We start from the raw sequence: 20,375 nt of genomic DNA on the forward strand, positions 1-20,375 counted from the left end.
TCAGTCGTGCCGTGCGTTCACGCGGCGGGCGTTGGCGAGCCGGGTCTCGCGGTCGGCCCTGGCCGCCGCCAGCTCGTCGGGGTGCTCCGCCATCAGGGACCGTTCGATCGCGCTCTCGACCCGGTGCCAGACGGCGACCAGGCCGGTGCGCTCCTTGCAGGCGACGTCGGCCACGGCGGTCCGCTTCTCGTCCGCGCTGGCCGGCGGGTCCTCGGGGAACCGCGGGTCGTTGGACGGGTCGAGCGGGCTCGCGTAGTCGTGGCCCTTCTCCCTCATGCAGTCCGACCAGGCGGCGAACACCCGCTTCACCTCCGGGTCCTGCTGGGACTTCTGGTAGGCCTCGCCGTAGATGTCCCGCGGTACGCCGGTCAGGTCGCGGTTGTCGTCCCGTTCGGCCAGCGTCCGCCGGGCCTCGCCGAGGCAGCCGCCCTCGGGGACGGCCCTGCCGCGGTACCGGGTGACCTTCTCGACGTCCGCGAAGGGCATCGGCTCGCCGTCCTCGGCGTAGGCGACACCGCCGGTGATCAGCGCCTGGGCGGTGGCGTCCGGCTGGGCCGCGTCCGGGTCGGGGCGGGACTGCAGGCCGGGCGGGATCCGGTAGCCGTGGTCGCGGGCCCACTGCCGGTCGGTGATGCCGTAGGGGGCCTCCGGGGCGGGCCGGACCACCGCGGTGTGCGGGGAGCGGTAGTCCGAACCGAGCCGCTCCAGGCAGGCGTTGACGAGGAGCTGCTCGGCCGCGCGCAGCTCGGCGTGCTCGGCGTTGCTGATGCGGTACGGGTCGATGGGCATCTTCGGCGGCTCGGGCGCGCGGGGCGCCGGGGCCGTGGCGGTGACCGCCGGGGAGGGCGGGGCGGGGGCCGGGTCCCGGTCGCCCGAGCAGGCGGTGAGCAGCGCGCAGCCGGCGGCCAGGAGCAGGGGGGCGAGAAGGCGCGGTGCGAGTGGGTTCATGGGTCCGCTCGTGGGTGTCTGGAGACGACGCGCGGGTGCCCGCCGGTGTCGGGCGGGCACCCCCTTCCTCGGTTCCGGCGTGGTGCTTACCAGAAGTTGTGGGAGGCGTTCTCGTTGTAGACGTTGTCGAACCGCCCGTCGCCGGTGGCGGCGGGCAGGGTGTCCGAACGGCCGTCGTAGGTGCCGTTGTTGTAATTGCTGTTGTACCAAACGGTGACGGCGAGGGAGGTCTCGTAGTTGAAGCCGCCCGCGGCGTTGTTCTTGACGACCTGCCCCTGGCCGGCGCCGGTGCTCAGGAACTTGTTGTCGACGAGGTTGGGGTCGTTGTAGAAGAAGTCCGAACGCGACCCCTGGTAGTCGCTGTTGAAGAAGTAGCAGAGCTCGCCGGTGTTGCAGACGCCGTCGCGGTCGGCGGCGGACGCCGGGGCGGCCAGGGCGAGGCCCAGGCCGGCGGCGGTGGTGACGGCGGCGAGCAGTGCAGCGCTGAAGCGTTTTGCCATGGTGGTCTCTTCCCGCTTCGTCTCGCTTCTGATGGGTGATGCCCGTGAGGCGTGCGGCGACGGCCGCCGCGCTCCGGGGCGGACGAGACGCTAACAAGGAAGTTCTGATCGGATGTTCGATTAATTTCCGCTCTTTGGCCGCTTCTGGGGTTTGAGTGGCCGATCGGTCGATGGTTGCGTTTTCCTTCGGCCATGTCCTGGTCGAAGCGGAATCAGCGAGTTCGGGGCGGCAAACAGCCGGTAGCTCACATTCCGCCACATTCGTCCCTCTGCTGGCCGGATTCATCCGGACATTCCCCCTGTTCCCGCGGGGTTGGCCTGAACCGCCTCCCGGTTGACGGCCGGATCGACCCACAGCTGCCAGCGCGCGCTGCCCGCGACCGTGCGCAGCTGGCCGGCGGAGAAGCCGGTGCCGACCGCGGTCACCGCGATCCGGGTGCCGTCCGGACGCAGCACGTCGGCGGTCGTCCCGGCCCCGCCGGGCCCCTCCCGGGAGAGCAGCACCGACCCGTCGTCGAGCCGGGTGACCCGGCACTTGCGGTCGCCGGCGGCGCACGAGTAGTGCTCGGCGAGGTCCGTCCGCTCCGCCGGCGGATCGCCCTTGCCGGCGGGCCGGTCCTTGGACCGCGCCTCCCCCTCCCGGCCCGCCTGCGGGGCCGCCGCCCCGTCCTGCGCGTACCCTCCCTGCAGCCACACGGCGACCGAGCCGCCGCCGGCCAGGGTGAGCTCGGCGTACGTCCGCACCGGCCCGCCCGCGCGGCCGCTGTCCCGCGAGGTCGCGTCCGTCACCGCCGGCCGCCCCGGCAGCAGCTCCGCCAGCAGCGCGGCGGTGGCGGCGCCGGTCACCGGCTCCTTCCCGGCGGGCGCGGCGGTGCTGCCGGCGGAGAACTCCGGCAGGGCCACCGTCGTCGCCGGCTCCGGGCCGCCCGGCAGCCCGAACAGCACCGCGGCCGCGGACAGCGCGGCGGTCGCCGTACCGGCCGCGCCCCAGGCCGCGAACCGCCTGCGGCGCCGGATCCGGGCGCCCCGCGCCACCGCGCCGGTCACCAGGTGCTCGGTGCGCGACGGAAGCCCGTCCAGGGCGGTGGCGAGGGTCTGGGACAGCTCCACGCCGTACCGCAGCTCGTCGTGCGGGGCGGAGTCGTCGTTCCGCATGGGGTGCACCGTCCTTTCCAGTGTCGGTTCCGGCGTGGGGGAGTGGGCGGGGGTTCGCGGCGGGGCGGCTCAGAGCACGGCGACCGAGTCCCGCCCGTCCCCGATGGCCTTGCGCAGCCGCGCCAGCGCCCGGCTGCTGCGGTTGCGGACGGAACTCTGGGTCATCCCGAGCGCGGACGCGGTCTCCTGCACGCTGCGGTCCTCCCAGTAGCGCAGGACCACCACGGCCCGGTCGCGCGGCGGCAGCTCCCGCAGCGCGGCCAGCAGGGTGAGGCGCAGGGCGTTGTCCGCGGCGGAGGCGTCGGCCGTGTCCGGTAACGCGGCGACCGGCTGCTCCGAGGAGCGGCGCAGCCGCTTGTGCGAGATGTAGCTGCGCATCAGAACGGTGTGCGCGTAGGCGTCCGGGCTGTCGGCCCGCCGTACCCGCGACCAGGAGGCGAACACCTTGCCGAGGGCCGTCTGCACCAGGTCCTCGGCGAGATGCCAGTCACCGCTCATCAGCAGGGCGGAGCGGAACAGGCGCGGCGTGACGGCGCGGGCGAAGCCCTGGAACTCGTCGAGAGCTCTTGCAGCCGTCACCCGTTCCCGTCCCTTCACCGCCGCGGGCTCCGCCGTGGAGCCCCGTACATCCCGTAGACGCCTCGGCCCCCGGGGCGTGTCGCATCCGGGACGGGATTTTTTTGCGGGACGGCCGGGAGAGAGATCGGACCGCCCGGAAGGACTCGGGGCGGAAGGACTCGTCCCGGAAGGATTCGGGGCGGCTTTCGGGGGACGGCTCGGGGCGGGTTCCGCAGAACGACTCGGGGCGGCTTCCGCAAGACGGCGGAACGGCGGGGGGGGGGCGCGGGCCCCGCCCCCGCCCGCCGGGGGGGGGGGGGGGGGGGGGGGGGGGGGGGGGGGGGGGGGGCGCCCCCCCCCGGGGGGGGGGCCGCCCCCCCCGGGGCGGGGGGGGGGGGGCCCCCCCCCCCGGGGGGGGGGGGGGGGGGCCCCCCCCCCGCCGTGTGGAACGGCCGGGTCAGAACGCGGCCTCGTCCAGCTCCATCAGTTCCAGGTCCGCGTTCTCGGAGACCTTGCGGGCCAGCGTGACGCCCGGCAGGACGTTGGCCGCGAAGAACTTCGCCGCCGCGATCTTGCCCGTGTAGAACGCCCGGTCCCTGGCGGAGGCCGTCTCCAGCTTCTCCGCGGCGACCGCCGCGCCCTTCAGCAGCAGGTAGCCGACGATCACGTCGCCGGAGGCCATCAGCAGGCGGGTGGTGTTGAGCCCGACCTTGTAGATGTTCTTCACGTCCTGCTCGGTGGCCGCGAGGTCGGTGAGCATCAGGCCGACGATGGCCTCCAGCTCGACGGCGGCCTTGGCGAGGTGCTCGCGGGCGCCGGCCAGCTCCTCGCCGCCCGTGCCGAGGGCGAGGAACTTCTTGATGTCCTCGGCGAGCGAGTTCAGCGCGGCGCCCTGGTTGCGGACGATCTTCCGGAAGAAGAAGTCCTGGCCCTGGATCGCGGTGGTGCCCTCGTACAGGGTGTCGATCTTGGAGTCGCGGATGTACTGCTCGACCGGGTACTCCTGCAGGAAGCCGGAGCCGCCGAAGGTCTGCAGCGACTGGGCGAGCTGCTCGTAGGCCTTCTCGGAGCCGTAGCCCTTGACGATCGGCAGGAGCAGGTCGTTCAGGGCGTGCTCGGCGGTGGCGTCCTCGCCGTTGGCCTCCTTGACCTGGATGGCGTCCTGGATGGAGGCGGTGTACATCACCAGGGCGCGCATGCCCTCCGCGTACGCCTTCTGCGTCATCAGCGAGCGGCGCACGTCGGGGTGGTGGGTGATGGTGACCTTGGGCGCGGTCTTGTCCATGAAGTTCTTCAGGTCCGGACCCTGGACGCGCTCCTTGGCGTACTCCAGCGCGTTCAGGTAGCCGGTGGACAGCGTGGAGATCGCCTTCGTGCCGACCATCATGCGGGCGAACTCGATGATGCGGAACATCTGGCGGATGCCGTCGTGCTTGTCGCCGACCAGCCAGCCCTTGGCGGGGTGCTTGTCGCCGAAGGTCATCTCGCACGTGTTGGAGACCTTCAGGCCCATCTTGTGCTCGACGTTGGTGGCGTAGACGCCGTTGCGCTCGCCCAGCTCGCCGGTCTCGAAGTCGAACAGGTACTTCGGGACGAGGAAGAGGGACAGGCCCTTGGTGCCGGGTCCGGCGCCCTCGGGACGGGCCAGCACGTAGTGGAGGATGTTCTCCGACATGTCGTGCTCGCCCGAGGTGATGAAGCGCTTGACGCCCTCGATGTGCCAGGAACCGTCCTCCTGCTGCACGGCCCGGGTGCGGCCGGCGCCGACGTCCGAGCCGGCGTCCGGCTCGGTGAGCACCATGGTGGAGCCCCACTGCCGCTCGACGGCGATCTTGGCGATGTGCTTCTGGACCTCGTTGCCCTCGTCGAAGAGGATGCCGGCGAAGGCCGGGCCGGAGGAGTACATCCACACGGCCGGGTTGGCCCCGAGGATCAGCTCGGCGTAGGCCCAGATCAGGGAGCGGGGCGCGGTGGTGCCGCCGATCTCCTCGGGCAGGCCCAGGCGCCAGTACTCGGAGTCCATGAAGGCCTGGTAGCTCTTCTTGAAGCTCTCCGGGATCGGCGCGGTGTTCGTCTCGGGGTCGAAGACCGGCGGGTTGCGGTCGGCGTCGGCGAAGGACTCGGCCAGCTCGTTCTCCGACAGCCGCGTCAGCTCTTCCAGGATGCTCTTCGCGGTCTCGACGTCCATCTCCTCGAACGGGCCGGTGCCGTACAGCTTGTCCCGCCCGAGAACTTCGAAGAGGTTGAACTCGATGTCGCGGAGATTCGACTTGTAGTGCCCCATGGCGACGGCTCCGTAGAGGGATCGGCGAGGCACTGACTCCTCGCACCTAGTTCACGTACCAACAAGTAGCTAAGATGATGCTACCCGTCGGTAATAAGAAGCAACCCCGATCCGGCGATCTGTGACTGAGTACTCTTTCGGGCATGTACGGCTACGACCAGACCGTGGGCCCTCAGCAGCAGTACGCCCCGCCGCAGCAGCCGATGAACGGCGGATACGGGCAGCAGGCGCCGCTGTACCCCGAGCCGTCCCCGCCCTCGCTCGCGGACGCGGTGCGGGCGTTCACCACCGGGCAGATGTCCGCCGAGGACTTCCAGCAGGTCTTCGCGACCTCCAAGGTCTACTGCCCGCGCGGCGACAACCCCGGCTTCCTCGCCCTGCACAACACCCAGCAGCCGGTGATCCCGATGTTCACCTCGCTCAAGGAGCTGCGCCGGTACGCGGGCAAGGAGTCCAAGTACTTCGTGATCACCGGCGCCGAGGTGATCGACCTGCTGCCGACCGGCTACGGCTTCGTGCTCGACATGGAGGGCGAGCACCGGATCGTCTTCGACGCCAAGGCCGTGGAGCAGATGGTGGAGTTCGCGATGCGGCGCATGTACGGCTGACCCCGTGCGCGGTGTCCCGCGGTGCGGCCCGGAGGGAATGCCCTCCGGGCCTTTCCTGTTGAGGGTGGCAGAAAGTTCAATTCTCAACTAAAGTGGACGCACCCGAGGAGGTACCGACATGCCTGCAGTGACCGTCGAGAACCCGTTGACGCTGCCCCGCGTGACCGCGCCGGCCGACGCCGTGGCACGTCCCGTGCTCGCCGTCACGACCGCGCCGAGCGGTTTCGAGGGCGAGGGCTTCCCGGTGCGCCGGGCGTTCGCCGGGATCAACTACCGCCACCTCGACCCGTTCATCATGATGGACCAGATGGGCGAGGTGGAGTACGCGCCGGGCGAGCCCAAGGGCACCCCCTGGCACCCCCACCGCGGTTTCGAGACCGTCACGTACATCATCGACGGGATCTTCGACCACCAGGACAGCCACGGCGGTGGCGGCACCATCACCAACGGCGACACCCAGTGGATGACCGCGGGCTCGGGCCTGCTGCACATCGAGGCCCCGCCGGAGCAGCTGGTCATGTCCGGCGGTCTCTTCCACGGCCTGCAGCTGTGGGTGAACCTCCCGGCCAAGGACAAGATGATGGCCCCCCGCTACCAGGACATCCGCGGTGGCCAGGTGCAGTTGCTGACCTCCCCGGACGGCGGCGCGCTGCTGCGCGTCATCGCCGGCGAGCTGGACGGCCACCAGGGACCCGGCATCACGCACACGCCGATCACCATGATCCACGCGACGCTGGCGCCGGGCGCCGAGATCACGCTCCCCTGGCGGGAGGACTTCAACGGCCTGGCGTACGTGCTGGCCGGGCGCGGCAGCGTCGGCGCCGAGCGCCGGCCGGTCCGCCTGGGGCAGGCCGCCGTCTTCGGCGCGGGATCCTCGCTGACCGTCCGCGCGGACGAGAAGCAGGAGTCCCGTACGCCGGACCTGGAGGTCGTGCTGCTGGGCGGGCGGCCGATCCGGGAGCCGATGGTCCACTACGGCCCCTTCGTGATGAACACCAAGGAGGAGCTGATGCAGGCCTTCGAGGACTTCCAGAAGGGCCGGCTCGGGACCGTCCCGGCGGTGCACGGGATGACCGGGGCCGGACCGCAGGACTGACGATCCGTCACCCGGGCGGGCCGTCCCGACGGGACGGCCCGCCCGCGGCGTGCTCGGGCGGCGGCATGCGGCCGCCTCCCGGGTCCGTGCCTCCCGGGTCCGTGCCGTCCGGGTCCGTGCCTTCCCGATTCGTGTCGTCCGACCTCGTATCTTCCCGACCGGTGCCTCCCGCTTCGCGGCCGTCGGCCGACTCGTGGAACTCGAACCAGATGCTCTTGCCCTGGCCGCGCGGGTCCACGCCCCAGGTGTGCGCCAGCAGCTCGATCAGCATCAGGCCGCGCCCGGAGGAGGCCAGCTCCCCGGGGCTGCGCCTGTGCGGCAGGTCGTCGCTGGCGTCGGTGACCTCGACCCGCATCCGGCGCCCGCCCGGCGCGCCCCGCATCTCCACGAGCAGCAGGGCGTCGGTGTCGGTGTGCACGAGGACGTTGGTGAGCAGTTCGGACAGCAGCAGCACCGCCGAGTCCACCTCGTCCGGCGAGGACCAGTCGTGCAGCAGCTCCCGCAGCTGCTGCCGGGCCTGCGCGATCCGCTCGGGCTCGGCCTGCGCCACCGTCAGCATCGTGCGCCGCACCAGCGGATGTACGGCCGCCGGGTGCCCGCAGCCGCGGCCCTCCCCCTCCCGGCACAGCAGCAGTACCGCGATGTCGTCCTCGCGCCGGTCGGCCAGCGGGCCGGTGGTGTGGTGGGAGAAGGGCCCGTGCACGCCCTGCACCAGGGCGTCGGCCAGCTCCTCCAGGTCGCCCTCGTGGTGCTCCAGGATCGCGCGGATGCGCCGCCAGCCGGTCTCCAGGTCGTGGCCGCCGGTCTCGATCAGGCCGTCGGTGCAGGCCAGCAGGGTCTCCCCGGGTTCGAGGGTGATCGAGGTGGTCGGGTAGTCGGCGTCCGGGTCGATGCCCAGCGGCAGCCCGCCCGCCGTGGGACGCGAGAGCACCGTGCCGTCCGGCATGCGGATGACCGGGTCCGGATGGCCGGCGCGGGCCATACTCAGCACGCCGGTGGCCGGGTCGGCCTCGACGTACAGGCAGGTCGCGAAGCGCAGCTCGGCCGGGTCGGCCTCGTTGAGGCCGTGCAGGAAGCGGGAGGCGCGGGAGAGCACCGCGTCGGGGCGGTGGCCCTCGGCGGCGTACGCCCTCAGCGCGATCCGGAGCTGGCCCATCAGCCCGGCCGCCCGCACGTCGTGCCCCTGCACATCACCGATGACCAGCGCGAACCGGCCTGCCCCGGACGCCGTCCGGGAGGTGCCCCCGGGCAGGGGGATCACGTCGTACCAGTCACCGCCGACCTGGAGTCCGCCGCCGGTGGGGACGTAGCGGCCGGCGACGCTCATGCCCGGGATGCGCCGCGGACCCAGGGTGGGCAGCATCGAGCGCTGCAGCCCGTCGGCCAGCGCCCGCTCGGTCTCGGCCGTCCCGGCCCGGGACAGCGCCTGCGCCAGCATCCGCGCCACCGTGGTCAGCACCGACCGCTCGTCCGGCGTGAACGCCACGGGGTGGGCGAAGGCGGCCAGCCAGGCGCCCATCGTGCGCCCGGCGACGGTCAGCGGCAGGAAGGCCCAGGAGCGGCGGCCGAAGCGCTGGGCGAGCGGCCAGGTCAGCGGATAGCGGGACGCGTACTCCTCGGGCGAGGACAGATACACCGCGCGTCCCGTGCGGACCACCTCGGCGGCCGGGTAGTCCGTGTCCAGCGACATGGAGGTGAACGGGGCCTCGTCCCCCGGCCGCTGCCCGTGGTGGCCGATGACCGTCAGCCGGTCGCCCTCCACCCCGAACACCGCGAGCCCGTCCGGCTCGAACCCCGGCATCGACAGGCCGGCGGCGACCCGCAGCACCTCCTGCGTCGACCGCGCCTCGGCCAGCGCCCGGCCCGCGTCCAGCAGGAACGCCGCCCGTGACAGGCTCCGGTCGCCGGCGGCCGCGCCGCGCCCGGCGGGGGTGGCGGGCGCCGGTTCGGCGACCTCCTGGAGGGTGCCGATCAGCTCGTACGCCGTCCGCTCGGGATCGGAGGACGGGGCGAAGCGGCTGCGTGCGGTACGGATCACCCGGCCGTGCTCGTCCATGATCCGCACGCGTGCCTCGGCGAGGGTGCCCTCGGCCACGGCGAGCCGCGTCGCCCCGGCGATCCCGTTCCAGTCGACGGGGTGCAGCCGGGCGCGGACCTGGGACTGCGTGAGGCCGGCCGCCTCGGCGGGCAGCCCGAGCAGCCGCGCCGCCTCGGCGTCGACCGTGACCAGCCCGGTGGCGGTGTCCCAGTGCCACAGGCCGGTCGCGAGGGCGGCCAGGACCTGCCCCACGGCGGACAGGGGCTCACCAGTGCGCATTGCCCCACTTTAAGAAGGGTGCATCGAACACTGCCACCGATCGCATACGGACGTACGGCCCGCGGCGGCCCGCGGAGCCCGGAAACGGTGAGGAGCCGATCCCGGGGTGCCCGGTACGCTGGGGGTGACGTTTCACGTGAAACACGTGCGCGTGGAACAGGCCCCCGATCCGCGAAGACTGGATGAACGACGATGCATCGGTACAGGTCCCACACCTGCGGCGAGCTCCGCGCCTCTGACGTCGGCACCGACGTCCGGCTGAGTGGCTGGCTGCACAATCGGCGCGACCTGGGCGGCATCCTCTTCATCGATCTGCGCGACCACTACGGCATCACGCAGCTCGTGGCCCGTCCGGGCACCGAGGCGTACGAGGCCCTCGACAAGCTCTCCAAGGAGACCGTCGTCCGGGTCGACGGCAAGGTCGTCTCCCGCGGCGCGGAGAACGTCAACCCCGACCTGCCCACCGGCGAGATCGAGATCGAGGTCGGCGAGGTCGAGGTGCTGGGCGCGGCGGCCCCCCTGCCCTTCACGATCAACACCGAGGACGGGGTCAACGAGGAGCGGCGCCTGGAGTACCGCTTCCTGGACCTGCGCCGCGAGCGCATGCACCGCAACATCATGCTGCGCACGGCGGTCATCTCCGCGATCCGTCACAAGATGGCGGCGATGGGCTTCAACGAGATGGCGACCCCGATCCTGACCGCCACCTCCCCCGAGGGCGCGCGCGACTTCGTGGTCCCCTCCCGGCTGCACCCGGGCAAGTTCTACGCCCTCCCGCAGGCCCCGCAGCAGTTCAAGCAGCTGCTGATGATCTCCGGCTTCGACCGCTACTTCCAGATCGCGCCCTGCTTCCGTGACGAGGACGCCCGCGCCGACCGCTCGCCGGGTGAGTTCTACCAGCTCGACGTCGAGATGAGCTTCGTCGAGCAGGAGGACGTCTTCCAGCCGATCGAGAAGCTGATGACCGAGCTCTTCGAGGAGTTCGGCGGCGGCCGGCACGTCACCTCCCCGTTCCCGCGGATCCCGTTCCGCGAGGCGATGCTGAAGTACGGCTCCGACAAGCCGGACCTGCGCGCCAAGCTGGAGCTCGTCGACATCACCGACGTCTTCGCGGGCTCGGAGTTCAAGGCGTTCGCCGGCAAGCACGTGCGGGCGCTGCCGGTGCCGGCGGTCCAGGACCAGCCGCGCAAGTTCTTCGACCAGCTCGGCGAGTACGCCGTCTCGTTGGGCGCCAAGGGCCTGGCGTGGGTCCGGGTCGGCGAGGACGGCGGGCTGACGGGCCCGATCGCGAAGTTCCTCACCGAGGACGACGTCGCCGAGCTGACCAAGCGCCTGTCCCTGGCCCCCGGCCACGCGGTGTTCTTCGGCGCGGGCGACTTCGACGAGGTCTCGAAGATCATGGGCGCGGTGCGGGTCGAGGCCGCCAAGCGCGCCGGGCACTTCGAGGAGGGCGTCTTCCGCTTCTGCTGGATCGTCGACTTCCCGATGTACGAGAAGGACGAGGAGACCGGGAAGATCGACTTCTCGCACAACCCCTTCTCGATGCCGCAGGGCGGTCTGGAGGCCCTGGAGACCCAGGACCCGCTGGATGTCCTGGCCTGGCAGTACGACATCGTCTGCAACGGCGTCGAGCTGTCCTCGGGCGCGATCCGGAACCACGAGCCGGACATCATGCTGAAGGCCTTCGAAATCGCCGGCTACGACAACGAGACCGTCGAGCGCGAGTTCGCGGGCATGCTGCGCGCGTTCCGCTTCGGTGCCCCGCCGCACGGTGGCATCGCGCCCGGCGTCGACCGCATCGTGATGCTGCTCGCCGACGAGCCCAACATCCGCGAGACGATCGCCTTCCCGCTCAACGGCAACGCCCAGGACCTGATGATGGGCGCGCCGACGGAGCTGGACGAGGCCCGGCTGAAGGAACTGCACCTGACGGTGCGCAAGCCGCAGCCGAAGTGACCGACGCGCACGCGTGAAGCGGCCCGGCCCCTCCTCGGGGCCGGGCCGCTTCACGCGTGGGGGCGGTGGTGCCGCCGAGTGATCCGCCCACGGCCTTCCGGGGGCCGTGCCCCTCGGGGCCGACGCGGACGGTGTCCCGTGATCCTCGCCGAATGCGAAAGCGAGAGCGGGAACGGGGGCGGAAACGGGGGCAAGGACGGAAGCGGAAGCGGGAGCGGAAGTCCCGGGGCAACCTTTTCGCGGTCCGCGGCCACTGGGGAGTCGGAAGCCCCTCAGCGGGGCTCCACACGAACCGCGTGTCTCAGCGAACCCCCGTAAGGACTCATTCGTGGCATCCGCCTCCCACCGCCGCTCGCTTCGCAAGCGCCGTGCCCTCGTCTTCTCCGCCGCCGTGGTGGCCGCCGCCGCCGGTACCGGCGTCTTCGTGATGAACGCCAACGCCGAAGCCGTCGACCTGTACCACCAGACGCTGCCCGCCAAGGACGGCTGGGCGGCTTCCGGAACGGGCACGACCGGCGGCGCCAAGGCCGACTCCGCGCACACCTTCACCGTCAGCACCCGGGCGGAGCTGGTGAAGGCGCTCGGCTCCGCCTCGGACACCACACCGAGGATCATCAAGGTCAAGGGCACCATCGACGCCAACACCGACGACACCGGCAAGAAGCTGACCTGCGCCGACTACGCCGCCGGCACCGGCTATTCGCTGGACGCCTACCTCAAGGCGTACGACCCGGCGACCTGGGGCGACAAGGCGCCCTCGGGCACGCAGGAGAACGCCCGCGCCGCCGCCCAGGCCAAGCAGGCGAAGAACATCGTCTTCAAGGTGCCCGCCAACACCACCCTCGTGGGCGTGCCCGGTACGAACGCCGGGATCAAGGGCGGCAGCCTGCAGGTGAAGGGCGTGGACAACGTCATCATCCGCAACCTCGCCTTCTCCGCCACCGAGGACTGCTTCCCGCAGTGGGACCCGACGGACGGCTCGGCGGGCGAGTGGAACTCCGCCTACGACTCCGTCACCCTGCGCGGGGCGACCCACGTCTGGGCGGACCACAACACCTTCACCGACGCGCCGTTCTTCGACAGCCAGGAGAAGACGTACTTCGGCCGCAAGTACCAGGTCCACGACGGCGCCCTGGACATCACCAACGGCTCCGACCTGGTGACGGTCGAGCGGAACGTGTTCACCAGCCACGACAAGACCATGCTGATCGGCAGCAGCGACACCGACAGCACCGGCAAGCTGCGCGTCACGATCCACCACAACCTGTGGAAGGGGATCGTGCAGCGGGCCCCGCTGGCCCGCATCGGGCAGGTCCACCTCTACAACAACGTCTACGACACGACCACGCTCAACGGCTACGCGCTCAAGTACAGCATCGACTCCCGCGCCAAGGCGCAGGTCGTCGCCGAGCGCAACCACTGGATCCTGCCCTCGGGCGGCAAGGTCGCCAAGCTGCTGAGCGGCGACGGCACGGGCTCGGTCGCGGGCGGCGGCAACCTCGTCAACGGCACGGAGACCGATCTGGTGGCCGCGTACAACGCCGCGAACTCCAAAAAGATCAAGACGACCGTCAACTGGACGCCGGCCCTGAACGCCGGGCTCCAGACGTCCGTGAAGAACCTGCCGGCCGAGCTGGCCACGACGACCGGCGCGGGGGTCCTGACCGCCCAGTGAGAGACCGGGCCCGGAACCGGCACCGGTTCCGGGCCGCCCGCGTCCCTGGGGCTCTCACCCGGCTCGCCCCGGGGCTCCCGCCCGGCCCGTGAGCATCCCGGGCGCCGGTGCGGTCATCCCGCGACGAACTGCGTCAGGATCGCCTGGATCTCGTAGATGTCGACGCCCTTGGTGAAGGTCTTCTGGATCGGGGTCGGGTTGCCGGAGATCCAGATCTTCAGTTCGGCGTCGAGGTCGAAGGTGCCGGCGGTCTCCACGGAGAAGTGGGTGATGCTGCGGTACGGGATGGAGTGGTACTCCGTCTTCTTGCCGGTGATGCCCTGCTTGTCGACCAGGATCATGCGGCGGTCGGTGAACAGGATGGTGTCGCGGATCAGCAGGCAGGCGGCGTGAACCTGCTCGCCGGGGCCGAGCAGGCGGGCGTAGTCCTGCTGGGCCTGGGACGGGTCGATGCTGTGTGCGTTTCCGAACAGGGCCATGGCTGGTTCCCCCCACTCATGGGCCTCGACGGCGAAGCCCTTGCGGCCGTGACTTCCATGATCTTCGTCTTCGGGGCGGCTCGTCCAGGTCCGGCGGTAACAGGCGTGCCACAGACGTGAGCCCGGTGACACCGAGCGGTGTCACCGGGCTCACGGGGCGCGTCCGCGGGGCTTACTGCGGCTCGCCGCCGAAGCGCTCCTTGTACTCCGCCAGGTCGTCGTCGGTCAGCTTGGCGAACAGGACCGGCGGGACCGTGAAGGGGGTGCCGGCCGGGACGGAGGCCAGGGCCTTCGCCTCGTCCTGCGTGACCCAGGTGGCCGTGTCGTCCGGCAGGGAGAAGGCCGAGCGCATCGCGGCGGAGGTCGTCGGGATGAACGGCTCGGAGACCACCGCGTACAGGTGGATCAGGTTCATCGCCGTGCGCAGGGTGAGGGCGGCGCCGTCCTTGTCGGTCTTGATCTCCAGCCAGGGCGCCTTCTCCTCCAGGTAGGAGTTGCCCGCCGACCACAGGGCGCGCAGCGCCGCGGCGGCCTTGCGGAACTGGAGGGACTCCATCTGGGACTCGTACTCGGCGAGCAGGCGGGCGATCTCCGCACCGAGCCGCGCCTCCGCCTCGCCGGGCTCGCCGCCCGCCGGGACCTCCTCGCCGAAGCGCTTCCTGGAGAAGGACAGGACCCGGTTGACGAAGTTGCCGAGGGTGTCGGCCAGGTCCTTGTTGACCGTGGCGGTGAAGTGCTCCCAGGTGAAGGACGCGTCGTCCGACTCCGGGGCGTTGGCCATGAGGAAGTAGCGCCAGTAGTCGGCGGGGAGGATCTCGAGGGCCTGGTCGGTGAAGACGCCCCGCTTCTGGGACGTGGAGAACTTGCCGCCGTAGTACGTCAGCCAGTTGAACGCCTTGACGTAGTCGACCTTCTTCCACGGCTCGCGCACGCCCAGCTCGGTCGCCGGGAACATCACCGTGTGGAAGGGGACGTTGTCCTTGGCCATGAACTCCGTGTAGCGGACGGGGTCGTCGCCGGAGTCGGCCTCGTACCACCAGGACTTCCAGTCCCGGTTCTCCGGGTCCTGGTCCGCCCACTCCTTCGTCGCGCCGATGTACTCGATCGGCGCGTCGAACCAGACGTAGAAGACCTTGCCCTCGGCGGCCAGCTCCGGCCAGGTGTCGGCCGGGACCGGGACGCCCCAGTCCAGGTCGCGGGTGATCGCGCGGTCGTGCAGGCCCTCGGTCAGCCACTTGCGGGCGATGGAGGCGGCGAGCTGCGGCCACTCCTCCTCGTGGGCGGCCACCCACTCCTCGACCTCGTGCTGGAGCCTGGACTGGAGGAGGAAGAGGTGCTTGGTCTCGCGGACCTCCAGGTCCGTGGAGCCGGAGATCGCCGAGCGGGGGTTCAGCAGGTCCGTGGGGTCGAGTACGCGGGTGCAGTTCTCGCACTGGTCGCCGCGGGCCTTGTCGTAGCCGCAGTGGGGGCAGGTGCCCTCGACGTAGCGGTCCGGCAGGAAGCGGTTGTCGGCGGGGCTGTAGACCTGCCGGATCGCCCGCTCCTCGATGAAGCCGTTCTCGTTCAGCTTGCGGGCGAAGTGCTGGGTGATCTCGACGTTCTGCGGGGAGGAGCTGCGGCCGAAGTAGTCGAAGGCGAGCGCGAAACCGTCGTAGACCGCCTTCTGGGCGTCGTGCGCCTGCGCGCAGAACTCGTCCACGGGAAGGCCCTGCTCCTTGGCCGCCAGCTCCGCCGGGGTGCCGTGCTCGTCCGTCGCGCAGATGTAGAGGACCTCGTGGCCGCGCTGGCGCAGGTAGCGGGCGTACACGTCCGCCGGGAGCATGGACCCCACCATGTTGCCCAGGTGCTTGATCCCGTTGATGTACGGAAGGGCGCTGGTGATGAGGTGTCGAGCCATCGCGGGCTGCTCCCAGGTCGTTACGTGTAGTGACGATCTCGTGGTTTCGGGTCGTCCGTGGAACCTTGAAATCGTAGCCGACACGGGTGGGCCGCCCGCTTCCTGTTTCGAGGGGTGGGAGGGGTGGAAGGGGCGGCCCGGGAGGGGGGAGGGGAGGAGGGGCTGTCAGGGACGCCAGGCGGCCAGGACGCCCTCGTAGAGCTCGTGGTCCGTGAGCTCGCGGGGGGCGGGGCCCGCGTGGAAGAAGGACGTGTTGGCGGTCTTCAGCTTGCGGAGGTAGTCGAAGGCCTTGTTGTCGTGCTCCCCGAAGGCGACGAAGGAGAAGAAGACCGAGGGGTGGTTCTTCTCGGCGTCCGTGAGGGACTGGGTGGCGGGGGTCTTGGCGTCGGGGGCGCCGTCGGTCTGGAAGACCACCAGGGCGGGGGTGCCGGGAGCGGTCCTCGCGTGGTGGGCGACGACTTCCTCGACCGCCGCGTGATAGCTCGTGCGGCCCATGCGGCCGAGCTCGGCGTGCAGGGCGTCGATCCTGTTCTCGTGGTCGGCGAGGGTGAGGTCGGCGGTGCCGTCCACCTCCGTGGAGAAGAACACGACGCGGACCGTGGCCTCGGGGTCGAGGTGGGCGGCCAGGGCGAGGGTCTGCTCGGCGAGGGCCTGGGCGGAGCCGTCCTTGTAGTACGGGCGCATGGAGGCCGAGCGGTCCAGGACGAGGTAGACCTTGGCCCGGGCCTCGGTGAGGCCGAGCTTGGCCAGGGTGGCGGCGGCGGCCTTGTGGGCGGTGGTGAGGGTGGCGGGGACGGCGGGGGCGGCGGCCGCTTCGGTCTCGCCGTCTCCCTCGGCGGGGGCTGCTTCGGTCTCGGCGTCTCCCTCGGCGTCTCCCTCGGCGGGGGCACGCCCGGCCGCGTCATCCGCGACGGCTCCGTCGGCGGCCGCGGGTGACCCCTGCGGGGCGGTCTCGCCGCCGGCGGCCGCGGGTTCGGGGGTGGCCGGTTCCTCGGGGGTGTCGTCGGGGGTGACCTCGGGGGTGGCTTCGGAGGTGGGGGCAGGGGCCGGTTCCGGCGCCGGGGCAGGAGTCGGTTCCGGGGCCGGTTCGGCCTCGGCGGACGCCTCGGTCCGGGGTTCCGCCTTGTCGTCCGCGCCGCTCCTGCCGTCGGCTTCCGGTTCCGCCTGGGCGGCGGGCTCGGGCTCGGGCTTCGTGTCGGCTTCTGCGGCGGGTTCAGGCTTCGTGTCGGTTTCTGCGGCGGGCTCGGGCTCGGGCTTGGGCTCGGTGTCCGTGTCGGCCTGGGTGGTGGGCTCGGGCTTCGCCTCGGTTTCTGCGGCGGGCTCGGGCCTGGGCTCGGTGTCCGTGTCGGCTTCTGCGGCGGGCTCGGGCTCAGGCTTCGTGTCGGTTTCTGCGGCGGGCTCGGGCTCGGGCTTGGGCTCGGTGTCCGTGTCGGCCTGGGCGGTGGGCTCGGGCTTCGTGTCGGCTTCCGGTTCCGCCTGGGCGGTGAGCTCGGGCTCTGCGACAGTCTCGGCCGCCACGGCAGGCTCGGGCTCCGGATCCGTCTCCGTCACCGGCAGCCGCTCAACCGTCGGCTCGTCCTCGGGCTGCGGTTCTTCGGTGGCCTCGGGGTTTTCGGCGGTCCCGGGGCCTTCGACGACCTTCGGCTCGTCACCGTTTTCCGGTTCTTCGGTAGCCCTGGGCTGCTCGGTGGTCTCCGGTTCGTCGGTGGCCCTGGGCTCCTCAGCCGTCTTCGGTTCCTCGACGGGTTCCGGCGCTTCGGCGACCGGCGGTGTACCGGCGGCAGCAGGCTCCTCCGCCACCGACGGCTCCGTCACCGCGGTCGACGCCTCCTCGATTTCCGGCGTCTCCTCGGCCTTCGGCGTCTTCGTCTCAGCTTCGGGGGCCTTCTCGTCGGCCTCCGTCGTCTCCTTGGCCTCCGCCTTCTCGTCGGCCTCCGGCGCCTCGTCGGCCTCCGGCGTCTCCTCAGCCTTCGACGTCTCCTCGGCCTTCGGCGTCTCGTCGATCGGTGTCTTCGTCTCGGCCTCGGGCTTTTCCTCGGCCTCCGGCGTCTTCGTCTCGGCCTCGGGCGCCTTCTCCTCGGCCGACGGAGTCTCCTCGGCCGACGTCGTCTCCTCGGCCGCCGACGGCGTCTCGGCGGTCTTCCGGTCCGCAGTCTCCTCCGTCCCCTCCGTCCGCTCGCTCTCCGTCGTGCGCGTCGGCTTCGGGACCGTGACGTTGTCGAAGGCCGCGACGACCAGTTCGTGTTCCTCGCCGGTGGCCGGACGGGATTCGGGGATGCGGGGTGCGGGGGCGGGCTCCGACTCGGTGGACGGGGACGGCAGCTTCGGTTCCGGCGACGCGGACTCCCCGGGGGCCGTCGTCCCGGTCGACGCGGCCTCCGGGGCAGCGGCCCCGGTCGCCTGCGCGGCCTCCGTCTCCGCGGGCTCCCGCGAAGCAGCCGGCTCCTGCGCCGCACCCTCCGCCTCGGCGGCCCTCGCTTTGCGTGACCGGCCGAATGCGTTCCGCAGGAGAGTGAGAATGCCCATGTGCGCAACCCTTCGCGTGAGTTGAAGCCCGTCAATCCCTGGCCAGGACGGACACGTAAGGTTAGCGGCCCCGTCTTGTGATCTTGTGCAGGGCCTGGCACGAAAGCCCCGCCACGTCAAGGGCCGCATCCAGTCTCCCCGTACCTTCGTCGTGGACGCCTGTGACTTCCTTCCGGCTGCCGCAGGTTCACTCTCTGTTCACCCGAGCGCCCGACTCCCGCACGTATGTGCCCCTACGGTCACGACGACACCAAGGGCATCCCAGGGGAGAACACAGTGCGCAAGCTGCTGCCGTTGATCGGAACGCCGTCCGGATCCCATCCCGGCGGCCGGTCCGCCATGACCTGTCGTTTCCGGTGTGGTGACGCCTGCTTCCACGAGGTGCCCAACACCAGCTCCAACGAGTACGTCGGCGACGTCATCGCCGGCGCCCTCAGCCGTCGCTCGATGATGCGGGCCGCCGCCGTGGTCACCGTCGCCGCCGCGGGCGCCGGTGCCGTGGGCGCGGCGGGCGCCCCGCAGGCCGCCGCGGCCCCGGCCGCGGCCGGGGCGGTGTCCGGCAAGCAGAAGGGTGCGCGGGGGCTGCGCTTCACGCCCGTCGCGCCCAACACCACCGACGCCGTCGTCGTGCCGGACGGGTACAAGCAGAACGTCGTGATCCGCTGGGGCGAGCCCATCCTGCGCGGGGCGCCCGCCTTCGACCCGGAGAAGCAGACGGCCAAGGCGCAGGCCGGGCAGTTCGGCTACAACTGCGACTTCCTCGCCCTGCTGCCGCTGCCCGGCGAGCGGAACCGGCAGCTGCTCGTGGCCAACCACGAGTACACCGACGAGGTCCTGATGTTCCGCGGCTACGACGCCGCCAACCCGACCCGGGAGCAGGTGGAGATCGCCTGGGCCGCGCACGGGCTGTCCGCCGTCGTGGTCGAGGAGGACCGGAGGACCGGCAAGCTGACCGCCGTGCCGCGCCACCACCTCAACCGTCGGGTCACCGCCACCACCGCGTTCCGGCTCACCGGCCCGGCCGCCGGCTCCGACCTGCTCAAGACCTCCGCCGACCCGACCGGCACCAAGGTGCTCGGCACCCTCAACAACTGCTCGGGCGGTGTCACCCCGTGGGGCACCACCCTGCACGGCGAGGAGAACTTCAACCAGTACTTCGCCAACAGCAGCCGCCCGACGGACAAGCGCTACGGGATCGGCACCGGCGCCACCGAGCGCAAGTGGGAGCGTTTCGACAAGCGGTTCGACGTCGCCCAGGAGCCGAACGAGGTGCACCGCTTCGGGTACGTCGTCGAGTTCGACCCGTACGACCCGACGTCCACCCCGCGCAAGCACACCGCCCTGGGCCGCTTCAAGCACGAGGCCGCGACCGTGCGGCTCACCCACGACGGACGGCCGGTCGTGTACTCCGGTGACGACGAGCGGTTCGACTACTTCTACAAGTTCGTCAGCAGCAAGCGGATGAAGAAGGGCAGCTCCCGCGCGGTCCGCGAGCACAACCTGTCGCTGCTCGACGAGGGCACGCTGTACGTCGCCAAGCTGACCGGGGACTCCCCGGCCATCGAGATCGACGGCACGGGCAAGCTGCCGAACGACGGCGAGTTCGACGGCAGCGGCGAGTGGATCCCGCTGGCCACCGCCACCGCCGACGGCGCCGTCAGCCACGTCGAGGGCATGACCGCCGAGGAGGTGTTCGTCTTCACGCGGCTCGCCGGCGACAAGGTGGGCGCCACGAAGATGGACCGTCCCGAGGACATCGAGCCCTCCCCGGTCACCGGCAAGGTGTACGTCGCCCTCACCAACAACACCAACCGCGGGGTCGGCTCGAACGCCAAGGCGGACGAGGCCAACCCGCGCAACGCCAACAAGCACGGGCACGTCCTGGAGCTGACCGAGCGCTGGAACCGGCCGGAGAGCACGAAGTTCGCCTGGTCGCTGTTCCTGGTCGCCGGCGACCCGAACGACCCGGCGACGTACTTCGCGGGCTTCCCGAAGGACAAGGTCAGCCCGATCTCCTGCCCGGACAACGTGGCCTTCGACCCGTACGGCAACCTGTGGATCTCCACCGACGGCGCTCAGCTCGGCTCGCACGACGGCCTCTTCGGCGTCGCCACGCGCGGTGAGCGGCGCGGTGAGCTGAAGCAGTTCCTGACCGTGCCGACCGGTGCCGAGACCTGCGGCCCGATCATCCAGGACCGGCGTGTGCTGGTCGCCGTGCAGCACCCGGGCGAGGTCGACGGCGCGACCGTGGACAAGCCGGCCAGCACCTGGCCCGACGGCCCCGGCAAGTACGTCCGCCCGGCGGTCGTCGCGGTGTGGCGCGCGGACGGCCGCGACATCGGCGCCTGACCGCCCACCGCCTCGACGGACCGACCG

The 20,375-nt window shown here is 71.3% G+C and carries 14 protein-coding genes; 5 read left to right on the top strand and 9 right to left on the bottom strand.

The genetic code is table 11. From position 1 onward, the window contains the following. From ACIBAI_RS13275 to ACIBAI_RS13295, 5 genes are all read right to left on the bottom strand, one after another. Nucleotides 1–948: a hypothetical protein gene (locus tag ACIBAI_RS13275; protein ID WP_399033717.1), complete on the bottom strand. Its 948-nt coding sequence runs from the start codon at nucleotides 946–948 to the stop codon at nucleotides 1–3. An 86-nt stretch (nucleotides 949–1,034) separates the two neighbouring features. Further along, nucleotides 1,035–1,448, bottom strand: a complete 414-nt coding sequence (locus tag ACIBAI_RS13280; protein ID WP_399033719.1) for a peptidase inhibitor family I36 protein — start codon at nucleotides 1,446–1,448, stop codon at nucleotides 1,035–1,037. Between the two features lie 282 nt (nucleotides 1,449–1,730). Continuing rightward, a complete protein-coding gene (locus ACIBAI_RS13285; protein WP_399033720.1) occupies nucleotides 1,731–2,603 on the bottom strand; it encodes a hypothetical protein in 873 nt (290 codons plus the stop codon). 69 nt (nucleotides 2,604–2,672) lie between these two features. Beyond that, complete coding sequence (locus tag ACIBAI_RS13290) at nucleotides 2,673–3,182, bottom strand: SigE family RNA polymerase sigma factor (RefSeq protein ID WP_399033722.1); 510 nt, start codon at nucleotides 3,180–3,182, stop codon at nucleotides 2,673–2,675. A 436-nt stretch (nucleotides 3,183–3,618) separates the two neighbouring features. Beyond that, entirely contained in the window at nucleotides 3,619–5,445 is a 1,827-nt protein-coding gene (locus ACIBAI_RS13295; RefSeq protein WP_399033971.1) for an acyl-CoA dehydrogenase, read from the bottom strand. A gap of 143 nt (nucleotides 5,446–5,588) precedes the next feature. Here ACIBAI_RS13295 and ACIBAI_RS13300 point away from each other — a divergent pair, with 143 nt between their 5' ends. Continuing rightward, nucleotides 5,589–6,053: an SseB family protein gene (locus ACIBAI_RS13300; RefSeq protein WP_344600461.1), complete on the top strand. Its 465-nt coding sequence runs from the start codon at nucleotides 5,589–5,591 to the stop codon at nucleotides 6,051–6,053. Between the two features lie 118 nt (nucleotides 6,054–6,171). Then, nucleotides 6,172–7,149 carry a pirin family protein gene (locus tag ACIBAI_RS13305; RefSeq protein ID WP_399033724.1) on the top strand — a complete coding sequence of 326 codons (978 nt, stop codon included), beginning with the start codon at nucleotides 6,172–6,174 and terminating at the stop codon, nucleotides 7,147–7,149. Nucleotides 7,150–7,156: 7 nt separating this feature from the next. Here ACIBAI_RS13305 and ACIBAI_RS13310 read toward each other — a convergent pair whose 3' ends face one another. After that, nucleotides 7,157–9,466 carry a SpoIIE family protein phosphatase gene (locus ACIBAI_RS13310; protein ID WP_399033726.1) on the bottom strand — a complete coding sequence of 770 codons (2,310 nt, stop codon included), beginning with the start codon at nucleotides 9,464–9,466 and terminating at the stop codon, nucleotides 7,157–7,159. A gap of 192 nt (nucleotides 9,467–9,658) precedes the next feature. Between ACIBAI_RS13310 and aspS the strand changes: the two genes are divergently transcribed. Both aspS and ACIBAI_RS13320 read left to right on the top strand, forming a co-directional pair. Beyond that, nucleotides 9,659–11,422 (top strand): aspartate--tRNA ligase, encoded by a 1,764-nt coding sequence (aspS, locus tag ACIBAI_RS13315; RefSeq protein WP_399033728.1) that lies wholly within the window; start codon nucleotides 9,659–9,661, stop codon nucleotides 11,420–11,422. 328 nt (nucleotides 11,423–11,750) lie between these two features. Beyond that, nucleotides 11,751–13,097 (top strand): polysaccharide lyase family 1 protein, encoded by a 1,347-nt coding sequence (locus ACIBAI_RS13320; protein ID WP_399033731.1) that lies wholly within the window; start codon nucleotides 11,751–11,753, stop codon nucleotides 13,095–13,097. 113 nt (nucleotides 13,098–13,210) lie between these two features. On the opposite strand, the gene ACIBAI_RS13325 is transcribed toward ACIBAI_RS13320, so the two are convergent. From ACIBAI_RS13325 to ACIBAI_RS13335, 3 genes are all read right to left on the bottom strand, one after another. Next, the gene (locus ACIBAI_RS13325; protein WP_344600453.1) at nucleotides 13,211–13,576 is read right to left on the bottom strand and encodes a PH domain-containing protein; all 366 of its coding nucleotides are present in this window, start codon (nucleotides 13,574–13,576) and stop codon (nucleotides 13,211–13,213) included. Between the two features lie 172 nt (nucleotides 13,577–13,748). Continuing rightward, complete coding sequence (gene metG, locus ACIBAI_RS13330) at nucleotides 13,749–15,473, bottom strand: methionine--tRNA ligase (RefSeq protein ID WP_399033734.1); 1,725 nt, start codon at nucleotides 15,471–15,473, stop codon at nucleotides 13,749–13,751. Nucleotides 15,474–15,638: 165 nt separating this feature from the next. After that, on the bottom strand, nucleotides 15,639–17,999 hold the full coding sequence (locus ACIBAI_RS13335; RefSeq protein ID WP_399033737.1) for a VWA domain-containing protein: 2,361 nt from the start codon (nucleotides 17,997–17,999) through the stop codon (nucleotides 15,639–15,641). 276 nt (nucleotides 18,000–18,275) lie between these two features. Between ACIBAI_RS13335 and ACIBAI_RS13340 the strand changes: the two genes are divergently transcribed. Next, nucleotides 18,276–20,348 (top strand): PhoX family protein, encoded by a 2,073-nt coding sequence (locus tag ACIBAI_RS13340; RefSeq protein WP_399033739.1) that lies wholly within the window; start codon nucleotides 18,276–18,278, stop codon nucleotides 20,346–20,348. Nucleotides 20,349–20,375: the final 27 nt, after the last annotated feature.

The organism is Streptomyces sp. NPDC051041 (assembly GCF_044456065.1).
Taxonomy (GTDB): Bacteria; Actinomycetota; Actinomycetes; order Streptomycetales; family Streptomycetaceae; genus Streptomyces; species Streptomyces glaucus.